The following is a 15,499-nucleotide window of genomic DNA, read 5'->3' as shown; positions in this document are numbered from 1 at the left end:
CCCTCCGCGAGCAGCAGGATGTAGCGGGACCCGAGGCGGGCGACCCGCACGCTCAGATGGATGTTCGCGTCGCCGAACGGTCCGCGGGCCAGCTCGCACTCCTCCGTCACCGGTTCGCCGGAGCGGCGGACCCGGTCGACGAGCTCGACGAGGTGCGGGTGCACCAGCGTCCCGCCCCACACCAGGCCGATGGCGTGCGCCCCCGGGGAGGCCTTGATCACGTTGTTGGACGGGTCGATCACGACGCCGGCCGACTCCATCGCGTCGAGCACCTGGTCGACGCCGTCGGGCACGGCCGGGTTCACCACGGCCGCGGCGTGGTCGCCGCGCCGGGCGGCGATGTGCAGGATCCACACGAATCCGGCGCCGACGGCGAGGCCCAAGCCCAGCGAGAGCAGCACCAACCAGGCGGAGTCCATGCGGCAAGCGTATGGGATGGCGGAACGCGCGGGTGGCCGCGTGCCCCGTTCCGCCGCGTGTTTTCGCGGGTACGTTAGACAGTGTTCGGGCTCAGGTCACCCACTGTTAACCTGGTGCGGCGAACATGCTGAGCGGGGTCATTCGACCCCCGCATCCCGCGTGCCCGCGCACGCCCAGGAAGGATCCCACCCCCCATGCGCGAAGTTTTCCAGCAGGAGCTGGCCGAAGTCCAGGACCGCCTCGTCGAGATCGCCGAGCTCGTCGTCCGCTCGATCCAGGATGCGACGCGGGCCTTCAACGAGTCCGACGTGTCGCTCGCCGAGGACGTCATCGCCAACGACAAGAAGATCGACGAGCTCACCGTGCTCCTCGACGAGCTCTCCATCCAGATCCTCGCCCGGCAGCAGCCGGTCGCGCGTGACCTGCGCATCGTCGTGAGCGCGCTGCGCATCAGCGCCTCGCTCGAGCGCATGGGTGACATGGCCGAGCACATCGCCCAGCTCTCCCGCTACCGCTTCCCCGACAAGGTCGTGCCGAAGGGCCTGCGCAGCACCTTCGCCGAGATGGGGCGCCTCGACGTCGCCATCGCGGAGAAGCTCGCCGAGCTTCTGCGCTCCCAGGACATCCGACTCGCGGACGAGATCCGCAACGACGACGACGACGTCGACGAGCTGCACGCCAGCGTGTTCGACAAGGTCCTCGGCGAGACCTGGAAGGGTCAGGCCGTCGACACCGTCGACGCGACGCTCGCCTCCCGGTACCACGAGCGCTTCGCGGACCACGCGGTCTCGATCGCCAAGAAGGTGCAGTACCTCGCGACCGGCGACTGGGCTCCCGAGCTCGCCTCCTGAACCCACCCGCGCTCGAAAGAAAACCGCCGAGCGGGCGAATACTTCGCCCGCTCGGCGGTTTTTCGTGCACTTCGTGCCGTCTGGCGGCTACTTCTTGCCCTGCGCGGCGACCGCGGCGGCACCGGCGGCGGCGGCCTCCGGGTCGAGGTAGTAGGCCGGCTCGGTCGGGCGGAAGTCCGCGTCGAGCTTGTAGACCAGCGGGATGCCCGTCGGGATGTTGAGCTCGGCGATGTCGTCGTCCGAGATGCCGTCGAGGTGCTTCACGAGCGCCCGCAGCGAGTTGCCGTGCGCGGTGACCAGCACCGTCTTGCCCTCGGCGAGACTGACCGTGATGTCGGACTCCCAGTACGGGAGCATCCGCTCGATGACGTCCTTCAGGCACTCGGTGCGCGGCAGGTCGTCGCCGAGGCCGGCGTAACGCGGGTCGTGCGCCTGCGAGAACTCGCTGTCGTCGTCGAGCGGCGGCGGCGGCACGTCGAAGGAGCGGCGCCAGAGCTGGAACTGCTCGGGGCCGTACTTCTCCAGCGTCTCGGCCTTGTCCAGGCCCTGCAGGGCGCCGTAGTGGCGCTCGTTGAGCCGCCACGAACGCTTCACGTCGATCCAGAGCCGGTCGGAGACGTCGAGCGCGTAGTTCGCGGTCTGGATCGCGCGCGTGAGCACGGAGGTGTAGAGGATGTCGGGCTGGAGGCCGGACTCGGCGAGCAGCTCGCCGGCACGCTTGGCCTCGGTGACGCCCTGCTCGCTGAGCCGGACGTCCACCCAGCCGGTGAACAGGTTCTTCTGGTTCCACTCGCTGTTGCCGTGGCGGAGGAGGATCAAAGTGTAGGGCGCGGACATGGCTCCTAATCTACCGTGCCGGGTACGGCAGACTGGAGCGATGGCTTCCGGTGCGATCGGCACGGTGACGCGTGGCACGACCAACACCAACCGGCTGCGCCGCGTCGACCGCTGGGTCGCGGCCCAGCCGGTGCTCCGGCGCACCTCCGACCCGCTCGTCGTCGACCTCGGCTACGGCGCCAGCGGCGTGACCGCGCTCGAACTGCACCAGCGGCTGGCGAAGGCGCGACCGGATGTCGAGGTCGTCGGCCTGGAGATCGAGCCGGCCCGGGTGCGCACCGCCGAGGAGCAGCTCGTGGCGGTGCGCGCCGGGCAGACCGGCTTCGCGCCCGACGCGCGCATCCGCTTCGCCCTGGGCGGCTTCGAGGTGCCGCTACCGGACGAGCGACGCGCGGCCGTGATCCGCGCGTTCAACGTGCTGCGGCAGTACGACGAGGGGGAGGTCGCGGCCGCGTGGAACCGGATGCTGGCGCGGCTCCAGCCCGGCGGACTGCTGGTCGAGGGCACGTGCGACGAGATCGGGCGCATCGCGAGCTGGGTCGCGCTCGATCCCGGCGGACCGGTCTCCCTCACGGTGTCGCTGCGCCTCCGCGGGTTGGAGGCGCCGTCCGTCGTGGCGGAACGGCTGCCGAAGGCGCTCATCCACCGCAACGTGCCGGGCGAGCGCGTGCACGCGTTCCTGACCGAGCTGGACCGGTTGTGGCGCATCCACTCGCCACTGGCGGCCTACGGACCATCGCAGCGCTGGATCGCCGTCGCGCAGGGCATGCGCGACGCCGGCTGGCCCATCAGCGGCGGCCGCTCGCGCTGGCGGCTCGGCGAGCTGACCGTCGCGTGGAGCGCCGTCGCGCCCGCTTGAGGCGCCTCGAACGCCCCACATTTGGCGCGAATGTCGAGTTCGGGCGCCGCATTCGCGACATTTGGTGCACATGTGCGGGAGGGATGCGGTGGTCGTCAGGCGCGCGGCCGACGCGTGACCGCACCCAGCCGCGGGAGGTGCGGGATCTGCGCCTCGGCCCCGGCGCCGGGAGGCACGACGACCTCCTGCGCGGCCGCCACCAGCGTGCCGTCGGCGTCGACCGTGAGGGTCTCGTCCGGGGCGGTGCTGCGCTTGACGACGGCGAGCGCGATCGGCCCGAGCTCGTAGTGCAGAGCGGTGGAGGTCACCGTGCCGACCTCCTTCTCACCCAGCGAGACGGAGGCGCCTCGCACCGGGTGCGCACCCTCGGAGCCGTCCAAGTGCAGCATCACGAGGCGGCGGGGCGGGTGGCCGAGGTTGTGGACCTTCGCCACCGTCTCCTGCCCGCGGTAGCAGCCCTTGTCGAGGTGGACGGCGCTGCGCAGCCAGTCGAGCTCGTGCGGGATGGTGCGCTCGTCGACCTCGGTGGAGAACCGCGGCCGCCAGGCGGCGATGCGCAGAGCGTCGGCCGCCGACGCGCCGGCAGCGGTCAGCTCGCCGCTCTCGACGCGGGCGACGATCGACTCCAGGGCATCGCGCGGGACGAGGCGCTCGCTCCAGGTCCACCCGGCTCCGGGATGCTCGCCCTGCGCGTACTGGTGGCCTCCGACCGCCACGGCGCGCCACGGGTCGTGCCAGATGAGCGGCACCCCGTTCGGCGCGGCGATGGGGAGAGGCGGATCGCCGAGGGTGCCGATCGTCGCGAGGTCGTCGCTGCGGTCGGCGAGTTCGACGCGGAGCATGAAGCGCATCCGGTCGAGCCACGACAGCAGGCCTTCGACCTCGGGGCGGTCCACGAGCAGCCAGAGCGTCTCGCCGTCCTCGACGAGCCGGACCGCGTGCTCGACCCGGCCGGTCACATCCAGCAGAAGCGTCTCTGACGACTCCCCGGGCTGCAGGCGGGTGAGCGCCTGACTGGTGAGCGAGTTGAGCCAGCTCAGCCGGTCCGGCCCGGTGATGGTGAGGACGGCGCGGTCGGAGAGGTCGACGATGGCACGGCCCTCGGCGAGCGCGCGCTGCTCCCCGAGCGGGTTGCCGTAGTGGGCGGGGACGCCGGCCTCGGCCGTCGCTCCCGGAATCGCGGCAGCGTCGACGGCGCCGGGCAGGCGGAGGAACGGCGAAGCGGTCATCACTCCGCCTTGGCGAGGCGGGCGGACGCGTGCGTCCGGAGCTCCTGGCCGAGCGCGGCGATGTCCCACGCCCAGAGGAGGTGGTTCTCGACGAGCCCGTACAGGCGGGTGGCCGCCGTGTACTCCTTGGCGCCCGCGGTGCGCACGACGGCGTCGGTCGCCAGGTCGATGCGCGGTCCGCTCACCTGGCCGAGGTAGAGCTCGCTGACCCCGTCGGGGTGGATGACGGAGACGTCGATGTCGAAGGCACCGTTGGAGTTGCGCAGCGTCTCAACCGCCTGCGCCGTGCCGAACGGCCTCGGGCCGGAGCCCGGCAGCATCGCCGGCCCCTGGTCGCCCTCGATCAATTTGCGACTGAGCCGCCAATAGCCGGTCTCGGCCGCGAGCGGGGTCTTCTCCTCGTCGAGGATCCAGGAGGTCGACGAGTAGTTGAGGTACGGCTGGCCGTCGTGGCTGAAGCTCACGCGCTGGCCGAATTCGAGCTCGGTGTGCTCGTCGCCGACGGCGTAGTCGAGCACGCCGGTGCCCTCCCAGACGCCTATGAGCCAGGAGAGCGGCACCAGCTCGGAGGGGAGGTCGGTCGGGATCTCGATCATGACGTGACCGCTCCCCCGCCTAGCGCTGGCCGCGGAAGAGGTTGTAGACGACCAGTCCGGAGACGCCGAGGATCGCGAGGGTGGCCAGGCCCAGCAGGCCGACGAAGAGGAGTTCGAGAGCGACGAGCATACGGAGAGTCTATGTCAGCCGGCGGCCGAGACGATGGCGAGAACCGCTCCGGTGATCCCGAGGATGACGAAGCTGCCCGTGAGCGTCGCCGCCAGACGGTTGACGAAGCCGTCCTTGCGCTGGGTCGCGAGCTGGGCCGCGAACGCCAGGAGCACGCTCACGCCCAGGGCGAGCGAGAGCCAGGAGGCGTATGCGCTGTGCGGTGAGAGGACGCCGATGAGCACCGCAAGCACGATCGAGACGGCCCAGACGGAGCCGACGCTGCCGTACAGAGCGGGTCGCGGCATCGGCTCCGGCGGCTCGACGGCCGCGGCGGGGCCCTGCGGATGCGGACCGGGACCGGGCAGATCGGGCCCGGGCGCGCCGTTCGCGATGTCGCTCATGAACCCATTGTGCCCTGAGCGCAGCCCTCGCGGACGGCCGGGGCATGCATTTCGGGTAGCATTACGGCACCGAGAGGGTGGAGGACCTGGGTGGCGCAGCTGTTGATCCTCACCTCTGCGCCCGACGTGGAGGTGCTGCCTTCGCTCGCCCTCCTCAGTCATCGCACGCGCCAGATCCCCGCCGAACCGGCGGCGCTCGTGAACGCCCCGAGCTGCGACCTCATCTTCGTCGACGCCCGCCGCGACCTGGCCAGTGCGAAGTCGCTCTGCAAGATCCTGACCACGACCGGTGTGACCGTGCCGCTTCTACTGGTCCTCACCGAGGGCGGCCTCACCGCCGTGAGCGCGGACTGGGGCGCGAGCGACGTGGTGCTCGACTCCGCCGGCCCCGCCGAGGTGGATGCCCGCATCCGTCTCGCCATCGGCCGCCAGACGCAGGAGCACTCGCAGAGCAAGATCCAGGCCTCCGGGATCACGATCGACGAGGCCAGCTATTCGGCCAAGGCGCACGGCCGCCAGCTCGACCTGACGTTCAAGGAGTTCGAGCTGCTCCGCTTCTTCGCGACCCACCCCTCCCGGGTGTTCACCCGCGAGCAGCTGCTCAGCGAGGTGTGGGGCTACGACTACTTCGGCGGCACCCGCACCGTCGACGTGCACGTGCGACGCCTGCGCGCGAAGCTCGGCGACCTGGAGTCGCTCATCGGCACGGTGCGCAACGTCGGCTACCGGTTCAACGTGTACGACGACGACAACGACCGCGTGCCGTCGAGCGTCCACCAGTGAACTGCGTCCAGCGCCGCACTGTGGAGAGCGCGTTTATCCACCGTTAACCGGACCCCGTCCCCGACGTCGCAGGCGAGTGCCAAGATGGGGGGATGGACGCCGATGACATCCTCCTCGACAGCGGGCTGACCGGAAGCCTGGGCAGCGATTTCGACGACGACTTCGCGCCCTTCATCTACGAGCCCGACCCGGACCTGCCGGACGACCGGTACCTCGACCGCGAGATCAGCTGGCTGGCGTTCAACCAGCGCGTGCTCGAGCTCGCGGAGGATCCGCTGGTGCCCGTGCTCGAGCGCGCCAACTTCCTCGCCATCTTCGCGAGCAACCTCGACGAGTTCTTCATGGTCCGCGTGGCCGGCCTCAAGCGCCGCATCGCGACCGGTCTGGCCGTTCCCACCAACGTGGGGCGCGCCCCGCAGGACGTCCTCGCCGACATCTCCCTGAAGGCGCACGAGCTGCAGGAGCGGCACGCCCGCGCCTACCGCGAGCTGGTGGAGCCCGACCTCGACGCCGCCGGCATCTCCGTGGTGCCGTGGGACCAGCTCGACGAGGCCGACCGCGCCCAGATGCGCGAGGTGTTCTCGCAGCAGATCTTCCCGGTGCTGATGCCGCTCGCGGTCGACCCGGCGCACCCGTTCCCCTACATCTCGGGACTCTCGCTCAACCTCTCCGTGCGCGTGCGCAACTCCCGCACGGGCAAGGAGCAGTTCGCGCGTCTCAAGGTGCCCCAGATGCTCCCTCGCTTCGTGCGCATCGACCAGCGCGAAGGGCTCGGCGAGGTGCGGTTCATCCCCCTCGAGGACCTGATCGCCAACCACCTCGGCGACCTCTTCCCCGGCATGGAGATCCTCGATCACCACGTCTTCCGGGTGACCCGAAACGAGGATGTGGAGGTCGACGAGGACGAGACGGAGAACCTCATCCAGGCGCTCGAGCGCGAGCTGCTGCGCCGCCGGTTCGGGCCGCCGATCCGGCTCGAGGTCACCGACGACATGGACGACGTGACGCTGGGGCTGCTCGTGCGCGAGCTCGACGTCACCGAGCAGGAGGTCTACCGCCTCCCCGCGCCGCTGGATCTCGGCGGACTCTTCGATCTGGCCCGCATCGACCGGCCGGACCTCCACTACCCGAACCATGTGCCGACCACGGCCGCGCAGCTCATGCCGACCGAGCCGAACGCCAAGCCCAACGTCTTCGCTGCGGTCTCGCGCGGCGACATCCTGCTGCACCACCCCTACGAGTCGTTCGCGACCAGCGTCCAGGCGTTCCTGGAGCAGGCCGCAGCCGACCCGCACGTGCTCGCCATCAAGCAGACGCTGTACCGCACGTCGGGCGACAGCCCCATCGTGGAGGCGCTCATCGACGCGGCAGAGGCAGGCAAGCAGGTCCTCGCCCTCGTGGAGATCAAGGCACGGTTCGACGAGCAGAACAACATCTCGTGGGCCCGCAAGCTCGAGAAGGCCGGCGTGCACGTCGTCTACGGCCTCGTCGGACTCAAGACGCACTGCAAGCTCGCGCTCGTCATCCGCGAGGAGAAGGGCGTCCTCAAGCACTACAGCCACATCGGCACGGGCAACTACAACCCCAAGACGTCGCGCATCTACGAGGACCTCGGCCTGCTGACGGCCGACGACCAGGTGGGCAAAGACCTCACGCGTCTCTTCAACGAGCTCTCGGGCTACGCCATCGAGAAGAAGTTCAAGCGACTCCTCGTGGCGCCTCTCCATCTCCGCAAGGGACTGCTCAAGCGCATCGACACCGAGCGTGCGAATGCCGCCGCGGGCAAGCCGTCCGGCATCCGGATCAAGCTCAATTCCATCGTCGACGAGGCGATCATCGACGCGCTCTACCGCGCCAGCCAGGCGGGGGTGCCGATCGACCTGTGGGTGCGCGGCATCTGCGGCCTCGTCCCGGGCCGCGAGGGGCTGTCGGAGAACATCCGCGTCCGCTCCGTGCTGGGCCGCTATCTCGAGCACTCCCGGGTGTTCTCCTTCGTCAACGACGGCGACCCCCAGGTCTACATCGGCAGCGCCGACATGATGCACCGCAACCTCGACCGCCGCGTCGAGGCCCTCGTGCGCCTGACGTCGCCCGAGCACATCGCCGAGCTCGACGGTCTGTTCGACCTCGCCTTCGACGGCCGCACCGCCTCGTGGTCGCTCGCCGAGGACGGCGACTGGACCCGCCACCACCTCGACGACGACGGCAAACCGCTGATCGACCTGCAGAATAAGCTCATGCAGCAGATCAGCCACCGACCGCGAAGCCAGCGCACGGGAAGCAGGCGGTGAGTCCGGCCATCTACGCCGCCGGTGCCCTGTGCTGGCGGGTCGTCGACGATCGCATCGTCGTGCTCGTCGTGCACCGCACCAAGTACGGCGACGTCACCATCCCCAAGGGAAAGGTCGACCCCGGCGAGACGCTCCCGCAGACGGCGATCCGCGAGATCCACGAGGAGACCGGGCTGAAGGTCGGTCTCGGCCTCCCCCTCGGCGTCTCCCGCTATCCCCTCAGCAGCGGGCGCGAGAAGATCGTCCACTACTGGGCCGCCGAGGTGTCCCCGAAGGCCATCGAGCAGTCGACGTTCGTGCCGAACAACGAGATCGCCGCCGTCGAGTGGGTCACGATCAAGAAGGCGCGCGGCTACCTCACCTACGAGCGCGACGTCGAGATCCTGGACGCGTTCGACGGCTTCCTGCGCCAGGGCATCACGTCGACGTTCTCGCTCATCGCCCTGCGCCACGGCAAGGCGGAGCCGCGTGGAGGCTGGGACGGCTCCGACGCCTCCCGCCCCCTCACGGACCGGGGCGTCAAGCAGGCCGCCGGAGACGTGCCGACCCTGGTGGCCTGGCGGCCGAAGCGCATCGTCACGAGCGACGCGGTCCGTTGCGTCGCGACGGTCGCGCCCCTCGCCGCAGCGACGGGGATCCAGCCGCATCGCACCCACGACATCAGCCAGGAGGCGTACGAGGAGGGACAGGGTGACGTGCGCTCCGTCGTCGGCAAACGCATCCGCGCCGGCAAGAACGCGGTGCTCTGCAGCCACGGCCCGGTGCTCCCGGAGATCCTGCGCGAGATCGCGCTCGCGACGGGGACGATGCCCGGCGCGTACCTCAACGACGCCGCCGATCTCGACACCGGCGGCTTCTCCGTCGTGCACCTGTCGTCGACGAATCCCGCCTCCGGCATCATCTCGATCGAGACCTACGCGCCCGCGGCGGTGTGAGTACGTGCATTCGTGATGAAATCTTCACCGCTGCAACTCTCCGGCCCGTGCACCCCTCTGCCATGATCACTGGTGGGGGACATCGGGTCCGCACCACACAACACAACAAGGGGGAAGAATGAACCATCGATTCGCTGCACGGATCGGGATCGTGGCCGTGGCGGTGGGGGCCGTCCTCGGAGGGCTTTCGCTCGCCGCTCCGGCGAACGCCGCCGGCGCGGCCATCACCGTCGATGACGCGGTCTACCGAGCGGGGAGCTGGGGCTCCGGCATCACCGTCAGCGGGACCGGCTTCGCCGCGAGCGCGGACGTCACCATCGAGGTGACCTACAACGGCACGACTCCGCTCGGGAGCACGACCACCACGACCACCGCGGCGGGCGACTTCCCGTCGGTCACGTTCAGCCCCGCCACGCCGCCGTTCGCGGCCGGTCCCGCCGACCACTACTTCGTCACCGCGACCGACACCGACGGCACGGCCTCGGCGCCGGTCGAGCTCGACGTCCGCTGGCCGGCCGCGATCCTGCCGAACCTGCTGGAGCTCACGACCGACCAGTTCGTGGACCCGTCGAGCGGTTTCGCCTTCACCCTCTCGGGCTTCGATCCCGGCGAGCGGATCACCGGCACCGCCGTCTACGCATCGACCCCGGTCCCGGGGATCGCCGACCAGACCGCGGACTCGGACGGCAACCTGACGACGGGTTACTACTACCTCGCCCAGGGGCAGGCGGTCGCCGGCCCGATCACCTTCACCTTCACCGGCGCGACCTCGAACCTCGTGCTCACGGCGACCGTCTCGGTGACCGGACCGACCGTCGCGTCCGCCGGAGGCGGGACCTCGCCGCGGTTCGCCGTCGGCGACGGGGTCGATCCCGCAGCCGGTCAGACGAACGCGCCGACGACGCACCTCCCGGTCGTCAGCGGCTGACCGTCACACGATCATCCGCCGGGGCGGGACGCGCGCGCGTCCCGCCCCGGCCTTGTCGAGAACGCACACCATGAGACGCCTCCTGCTCGGCCTGACCGCACTTCTGCTCGGGTGCGCGCTGGCCGCGTGCTCTCCGGCCGGCGCGACACCGACGGGCCACGCGCCCTCGCCGGCTCGGACGACGACACCGACGCCGACGGCGCCCGCCGGGCCGCCACTCCCCGCAGCCCTGTCGCCCGCTCAGCTCGCCGCTCTTCCGGCCGCCGTCTATGACGCGGTCGTCCCGGGGCTCCTCGCCGCCCCGGCGAACCCGCAATTCTCCCTCGCCATGACCGTCGGCTTCGACTCCGCCGTGTACGGCGCGGACTTCAGCACGCCGGTGGCACGCGTCCCGGCGAAGGACTTCCTCGGCGAGCCGACCATCGTCGTGCCGGTGACGACCGACGGCGCCTGGTCGCTCATCCTCACCGCGAGCAGGCAGACCCTGCCGTCGGCCGCCACACCCGGATCGCCGGCGCCGGCGCAGACGGCTGCCTGGATCCCTACCGCCGCGCTCAAACCCGTCGGCGGCCTCCCGGACAGGATCGTCGTGTCCGTCTCCGCGCAGACCCTCACCATCACCGACGCCGCCGGCACGGCCAAGCAGACGTTCCCCGTCGGGGTGGGGACGCCGGAGACGCCCACGCCGACGGACGTCACGGGGTACCTCCAGGCCCGCTACCTCGACCCGGCCCAGGGCCAGGCCGAGCACCGGATCCAGCTCACGTCGCTCCACGCCACCGGCGCCGACGAACCCTACGGAGGGGATGACGGCGGCCTCATCGGGATCCACTACGAGGACGATCGGCAGGGAGCGATCTCGCACGGCTGCATCCGCGTCGCAGCCGACGCCGTCGCAGCCATCGACGCCCTGCCGCTCGGGACACCCGTCCGCATCGTGGCGTAGGCCCCGGAAACGCGCGGATCCCACCGAGGCGCCGACGAAGAAAACACCCCTCGTTCACCTTCCGTTTACCGTTGCGGGGGACGCTGGTCAGACACCGGGAATAGCGTCACACGCGGGTCGCACCGACCCCGTCCTGTTGTTACTGATCCCCGGAAGGGACAACTGTGAAACTGAAGCGTCTTGGCGCTCCTCTGGCCGTTCTGGCCGCTGCCGCCATCTCTCTGACCGCGTGCGCGTCGAACGAGGGCAGCACCCCGTCGACCACGTCGGCCGCGCCTTCCAACCTCTCCGGCACGCTGAACGGCATCGGTTCGTCCGCCCAGGGCGCCGCTCAGACCGTCTGGGCCGCCGGCTTCCAGGAGGCCAACCCCAAGGTCACCATCAACTACGACCCGCAGGGCTCCGGCGCAGGCCGCAAGTCCTTCATCTCGGGCGCAGCCGACTTCGCCGGCTCCGACGCCGCGCTCAAGACCGAGGAGCTCGCCTCCGACTTCGCGGGCTGCGCCGCCGGCAGCAAGGGCATCGACCTCCCCGTCTACATCTCCCCGATCGCCATCGCGTACAACGTCGACGGCGTGAAGGACCTCAAGCTCGACGCCGACACCATCGCGGGCATCTTCTCGGGCAAGATCACCACCTGGGACGACGCGAAGATCAAGGACCAGAACTCGGGCGCCACGCTCCCGTCGGCCCCGATCACCGTCGTGCACCGCTCCGACGACTCGGGCACCACCCAGAACTTCACCGAGTACCTCGCGGCCAACGCTGCGGACGTCTGGACCGCCCCGGCCTCGCAGACCTTCCCGTTCCAGGTCGGTGACGCCGCCAAGGGCACCTCGGGTGTCGCGGACGCCACGAAGAACGCCAAGAACTCGATCACGTACATCGACGAGTCGGGCTCGGCCGGTCTTTCCATCGCGCAGCTCAAGGTGGGCGACACCTACACCAAGCTGAGCGCCGACGGCGCAGCCGCGGTCGTCGCCGCCTCGCCCATCGCCGATGGCCGCACCGCCAACGACCTCGCCATCGCGATCGACCGCAAGGCCGACAAGAAGGGCGACTGGCCGCTGGTCCTCGTCTCCTACATCGTCGCCTGCCAGGAGTACAAGGACTCCGCCAAGGCCGACCTGGTGAAGGGCTACGTCGACTACATCGTCAGCGCGGACGCGCAGAAGGCCGCCGCCGAGCAGGCCGGCTCCGCCCCGCTCGCGACCGACCTCGCCGACAAGGTGAGCAAGGCCGTCGCCAGCATCAAGTAACACCCCGCCGCTCGGCCTGGGCTGTCTGCAGCCCGGGCCGAGCGGTGTGTCTCCCCTCACCCGCCTCGCGCGGGAAACCCGATGAGAGAAAGCCACGAATGACCGCCGGAACCGCAGGAGCCATCAGACCGAGAGCGAAGGTCCGCCTCGGCGACCGCGTCTTCTCCACCAGCACCATCGTCGCGGGATCCCTGATCCTCGCCATCCTGGCCGCGGTCGCGATCTTCCTCGTCGTGCAGAGCATCCCGGCCCTCTTCGCCGGTGCGGGCGATCTGCCCAACAACGCCACGAACTTCTGGTCGTGGGTCTGGCCGCTGGTGTTCGGCACCATCTGGGCCGCCCTGATCGCGCTCCTCATCGCGACGCCGCTCTCCATCGGCATCGCCCTCTTCATCTCGCACTACGCCCCGCGCCGGGTCGCCCAGACCCTGGGCTACATCATCGACCTGCTCGCGGCGGTGCCGTCGGTCGTCTTCGGCCTCTGGGGCATCGCGACGCTCGCCTCGTTCGTGCAGCCGTTCTACGTGTGGCTGAGCACCTACCTCGGCTGGATCCCCTTCTTCGCCCCGCCGGTCTCCGGTACGGGCCGCACCATCCTGACCGCGGCGGTCGTCCTGGCCGTCATGGTCATCCCGATCATGACCGCCATTTGCCGCGAGATCTTCCTGCAGACGCCGCGCCTCCACGAGGAGGCCGCGCTCGCCCTCGGCGCGACGCGGTGGGAGATGGTCCGCATGGCCGTCCTGCCCTTCGCCCGTAGCGGCATCATCTCCGCGATCATGCTCGGCCTCGGCCGCGCCCTCGGCGAGACGCTCGCGATCGCGATGGTGCTCTCCCCCGCCCTGGTGGTCAAGTTCGCGGTGCTGCAGGCGCAGAGCCCGAACACCATCGCCGCCAACATCGCCCTGCAGTTCCCCGAGGCGACAGGCATCGGCGTCAACGCCCTCGTCGCCTCCGGCCTGGTGCTGTTCGTCGTGACCCTGCTGATCAACATGCTCGCCCGGTACATCGTCAACCGCCGCAAGGCCTTCTCGGGAGCGAACTGATGGCCGCCACGACCACCGCCACCGCCACCGCCGCACCACGGCCCCTGGCCAACTCCTACACGGCCGGCAAGCTGCCCCGCTGGTCGCCGTGGACGATGCTCGTCGCGTCGTGGATCGTCTTCGGGGCGATCTTCGCCATCCTGGCCGCGAGCGGCATCACGAAGGACTTCAACATCGTCGGGGCGGTCTTCTTCGGCACCGTGTTCTTCGATGTCGCGATCTACACGACGTCGCTGCTGGTCGAGGGCCGGCGCAAGGCGACGGACCGCCTGATCACCTCGCTGGTGGCGACGGCGTTCATCATCGCCCTGCTGCCGCTCATCTCGCTCGGCTGGACCGTGATCGCCCAGGGCCTCGCCCGCTTCGACATCGCCTTCTTCTCGGAGTCGATGCGTAACGTCATCGGTGCCGGCGGAGGCGCCCTGCACGCCATCACCGGCACCCTGCTGATCACCGCCATGGCGGCCCTCATCTCGGTGCCGATCGGCCTGCTGACCTCGGTCTACCTCGTCGAGTACGGGCGCGGGATGCTCGCCCGCGGCATCACCTTCTTCGTCGACGTGATGACGGGCATCCCGTCGATCGTCGCCGGCCTGTTCGCCTACGCCCTCTTCGCCCTGTTCTTCGGGCCCGCCATCCGCAACGGGTTCATGGGATCCGTCGCACTGTCGGTGCTGATGATCCCGGTCGTCGTGCGCTCGAGCGAGGAGATCCTGCGGATCGTCCCGAACGAGCTGCGGGAGGCCTCGCTCGCGCTCGGCGTGCCGAAGTGGCTGACCGTGCTGAAGGTGATCCTCCCGACCTCGCTCGCCGGCCTCGTCACGGGCATCATGCTCGCGATCGCCCGCGTCATCGGTGAGACCGCGCCGCTGCTCATCGTCGCGGGATTCACGACCAGCATGAACTACGACCTCTTCAGCGAACGCATGATGAGCCTGCCCGTATTCGTGTACACGCAGTACACGCAGGCGGCGGGCCTGCACGCCCAGGACTCGATCGACCGGGCCTGGACCGGCGCGCTCGCCCTGATCATCATCGTCATGCTCCTGAACCTCGTCGGCCGGATCATCGCGAAGGCCTTCGCCCCCAAGTACGGCCGCTGACCCCGGCCTCCCACAGCTTCTCGAACCAACGCAGACAAGGAAAAACGTGTCCAAGCGCATCGAAGTCAACGACCTGAACGTCTACTACAGCAAGTTCCTCGCTGTGGAGGGGGTCTCGCTCACCATCGAGCCCCGCACGGTCACCGCGTTCATCGGCCCGTCCGGATGCGGCAAGTCGACGTTCCTCCGCACCCTCAACCGGATGCACGAGGTCATCCCCGGCGCCTACGTCGACGGCGAGGTGCTGATCGACGGCAACAACCTCTACGGCTCCGGCGTCGACCCCGTGCTCGTCCGCCGCCAGGTGGGCATGGTGTTCCAGCGCCCCAACCCGTTCCCGACGATGAGCATCCGCGACAACGTGCTCGCCGGCGTCAAGCTCAACAACCGCCGCATGTCGAAGCCGGACAGCGACGACCTGGTCGAGAAGTCGCTCCGCGGCGCGAACCTCTGGAACGAGGTCAAGGACCGCCTCAACCTCCCCGGCTCCGGCCTCTCGGGCGGCCAGCAGCAGCGTCTCTGCATCGCGCGCGCGATCGCGGTCTCCCCCGACGTGCTCCTGATGGACGAGCCCTGCTCGGCCCTCGACCCGATTTCGACCCTCGCGATCGAGGACCTCATCGAGGAGCTCAAGAACGACTACACGATCGTGATCGTGACCCACAACATGCAGCAGGCCTCGCGCGTCTCGGACCGCACCGCGTTCTTCAACATCGCGGGCACCGGCAAGCCGGGCAAGCTCATCGAGTACAACGACACGAACCAGATCTTCTCCAACCCGAGTGTGCAGGCCACCGAGGACTACGTCTCCGGCCGTTTCGGTTGATCCCGCGCCCGGCCGGCCGAGCGGCCGCCGAGCACGCGAAAAGTGCGCCGATCCGAGGGGGATCGGCGCACTTTTCG

General features: G+C 69.7%; 15 protein-coding genes and 1 pseudogene. 11 read left to right on the top strand and 5 right to left on the bottom strand.

The features are described 5' to 3' along the window. Positions 1-419: pseudogene (locus FHX33_RS19795) on the bottom strand (two-component sensor histidine kinase); the annotation flags it as partial. A 195-nt stretch (positions 420-614) separates the two neighbouring features. On the opposite strand from FHX33_RS19795, the gene phoU reads away from it, so the two are divergent. Then, positions 615-1,271 carry a phosphate signaling complex protein PhoU gene (gene phoU, locus FHX33_RS19790; protein WP_021763854.1) on the top strand — a complete coding sequence of 219 codons (657 nt, stop codon included), beginning with the start codon at positions 615-617 and terminating at the stop codon, positions 1,269-1,271. 87 nt (positions 1,272-1,358) lie between these two features. On the opposite strand, the gene FHX33_RS19785 is transcribed toward phoU, so the two are convergent. Next, positions 1,359-2,108, bottom strand: a complete 750-nt coding sequence (locus FHX33_RS19785) for a phosphoglyceromutase (protein ID WP_021763853.1) — start codon at positions 2,106-2,108, stop codon at positions 1,359-1,361. Between the two features lie 40 nt (positions 2,109-2,148). On the opposite strand from FHX33_RS19785, the gene FHX33_RS19780 reads away from it, so the two are divergent. Beyond that, a complete protein-coding gene (locus tag FHX33_RS19780; protein WP_183428884.1) occupies positions 2,149-2,967 on the top strand; it encodes a class I SAM-dependent methyltransferase in 819 nt (272 codons plus the stop codon). Positions 2,968-3,062: 95 nt separating this feature from the next. On the opposite strand, the gene ygfZ is transcribed toward FHX33_RS19780, so the two are convergent. The 3 genes from ygfZ to FHX33_RS19765 form a co-directional block, all read right to left on the bottom strand. Further along, positions 3,063-4,196: a CAF17-like 4Fe-4S cluster assembly/insertion protein YgfZ gene (ygfZ, locus tag FHX33_RS19775; RefSeq protein ID WP_021762828.1), complete on the bottom strand. Its 1,134-nt coding sequence runs from the start codon at positions 4,194-4,196 to the stop codon at positions 3,063-3,065. Next, positions 4,196-4,792, bottom strand: a complete 597-nt coding sequence (locus FHX33_RS19770) for a heme-binding beta-barrel domain-containing protein (RefSeq protein ID WP_021762827.1) — start codon at positions 4,790-4,792, stop codon at positions 4,196-4,198. The genes ygfZ and FHX33_RS19770 overlap by 1 nt, the downstream gene beginning before the upstream one ends. Positions 4,793-4,936: 144 nt before the next feature. After that, on the bottom strand, positions 4,937-5,305 hold the full coding sequence (locus FHX33_RS19765; RefSeq protein ID WP_021762826.1) for a hypothetical protein: 369 nt from the start codon (positions 5,303-5,305) through the stop codon (positions 4,937-4,939). Between the two features lie 90 nt (positions 5,306-5,395). Between FHX33_RS19765 and FHX33_RS19760 the strand changes: the two genes are divergently transcribed. The 9 genes from FHX33_RS19760 to pstB all read left to right on the top strand — a co-directional run bounded on the left by FHX33_RS19760 (position 5,396) and on the right by pstB (position 15,422). Next, entirely contained in the window at positions 5,396-6,088 is a 693-nt protein-coding gene (locus FHX33_RS19760; RefSeq protein WP_021762825.1) for a response regulator transcription factor, read from the top strand. Between the two features lie 92 nt (positions 6,089-6,180). Next, on the top strand, positions 6,181-8,379 hold the full coding sequence (locus tag FHX33_RS19755) for an RNA degradosome polyphosphate kinase (RefSeq protein ID WP_021762824.1): 2,199 nt from the start codon (positions 6,181-6,183) through the stop codon (positions 8,377-8,379). Further along, positions 8,376-9,314: an NUDIX hydrolase gene (locus FHX33_RS19750; RefSeq protein ID WP_021762823.1), complete on the top strand. Its 939-nt coding sequence runs from the start codon at positions 8,376-8,378 to the stop codon at positions 9,312-9,314. The genes FHX33_RS19755 and FHX33_RS19750 overlap by 4 nt, the downstream gene beginning before the upstream one ends. 118 nt (positions 9,315-9,432) lie before the next feature. Next, positions 9,433-10,242: a hypothetical protein gene (locus tag FHX33_RS19745; protein ID WP_021762822.1), complete on the top strand. Its 810-nt coding sequence runs from the start codon at positions 9,433-9,435 to the stop codon at positions 10,240-10,242. A gap of 70 nt (positions 10,243-10,312) precedes the next feature. Beyond that, positions 10,313-11,188, top strand: coding sequence for a L,D-transpeptidase family protein (locus FHX33_RS19740; RefSeq protein ID WP_183428883.1), 876 nt, complete (start codon positions 10,313-10,315; stop codon positions 11,186-11,188). Between the two features lie 164 nt (positions 11,189-11,352). Beyond that, positions 11,353-12,447, top strand: coding sequence for a phosphate ABC transporter substrate-binding protein PstS (gene pstS, locus FHX33_RS19735; RefSeq protein ID WP_021762527.1), 1,095 nt, complete (start codon positions 11,353-11,355; stop codon positions 12,445-12,447). Positions 12,448-12,545: 98 nt separating this feature from the next. Continuing rightward, on the top strand, positions 12,546-13,493 hold the full coding sequence (gene pstC, locus FHX33_RS19730; protein ID WP_021762528.1) for a phosphate ABC transporter permease subunit PstC: 948 nt from the start codon (positions 12,546-12,548) through the stop codon (positions 13,491-13,493). Continuing rightward, positions 13,493-14,596, top strand: a complete 1,104-nt coding sequence (pstA, locus tag FHX33_RS19725) for a phosphate ABC transporter permease PstA (RefSeq protein ID WP_021762529.1) — start codon at positions 13,493-13,495, stop codon at positions 14,594-14,596. The genes pstC and pstA overlap by 1 nt, the downstream gene beginning before the upstream one ends. Before the next feature lie 46 nt (positions 14,597-14,642). Then, positions 14,643-15,422 carry a phosphate ABC transporter ATP-binding protein PstB gene (pstB, locus tag FHX33_RS19720; protein WP_021762530.1) on the top strand — a complete coding sequence of 260 codons (780 nt, stop codon included), beginning with the start codon at positions 14,643-14,645 and terminating at the stop codon, positions 15,420-15,422. The last annotated feature ends 77 nt before the right edge of the window (positions 15,423-15,499 follow it).

This window comes from Leifsonia aquatica, assembly GCF_014190775.1.
Lineage (GTDB): Bacteria > Actinomycetota > Actinomycetes > Actinomycetales > Microbacteriaceae > Leifsonia > Leifsonia aquatica.
This window is presented reverse-complemented; position numbering and strand designations above follow the sequence as displayed.

Bases quoted from the DNA above. Each gene is read 5' to 3' on its own strand.
- phoU (WP_021763854.1), top strand. From the start codon at position 615: ATGCGCGAAGTTTTCCAGCAGGAGCTGGCCGAAGTCCAGGACCGCCTC.
- FHX33_RS19785 (WP_021763853.1), bottom strand. From the start codon at position 2,108: ATGTCCGCGCCCTACACTTTGATCCTCCTCCGCCACGGCAACAGCGAG.
- FHX33_RS19780 (WP_183428884.1), top strand. From the start codon at position 2,149: ATGGCTTCCGGTGCGATCGGCACGGTGACGCGTGGCACGACCAACACC.
- ygfZ (WP_021762828.1), bottom strand. From the start codon at position 4,196: ATGACCGCTTCGCCGTTCCTCCGCCTGCCCGGCGCCGTCGACGCTGCC.
- FHX33_RS19770 (WP_021762827.1), bottom strand. From the start codon at position 4,792: ATGATCGAGATCCCGACCGACCTCCCCTCCGAGCTGGTGCCGCTCTCC.
- FHX33_RS19765 (WP_021762826.1), bottom strand. From the start codon at position 5,305: ATGAGCGACATCGCGAACGGCGCGCCCGGGCCCGATCTGCCCGGTCCC.
- FHX33_RS19755 (WP_021762824.1), top strand. From the start codon at position 6,181: ATGGACGCCGATGACATCCTCCTCGACAGCGGGCTGACCGGAAGCCTG.
- FHX33_RS19745 (WP_021762822.1), top strand. From the start codon at position 9,433: ATGAACCATCGATTCGCTGCACGGATCGGGATCGTGGCCGTGGCGGTG.
- FHX33_RS19740 (WP_183428883.1), top strand. From the start codon at position 10,313: ATGAGACGCCTCCTGCTCGGCCTGACCGCACTTCTGCTCGGGTGCGCG.
- pstC (WP_021762528.1), top strand. From the start codon at position 12,546: ATGACCGCCGGAACCGCAGGAGCCATCAGACCGAGAGCGAAGGTCCGC.
- pstA (WP_021762529.1), top strand. From the start codon at position 13,493: ATGGCCGCCACGACCACCGCCACCGCCACCGCCGCACCACGGCCCCTG.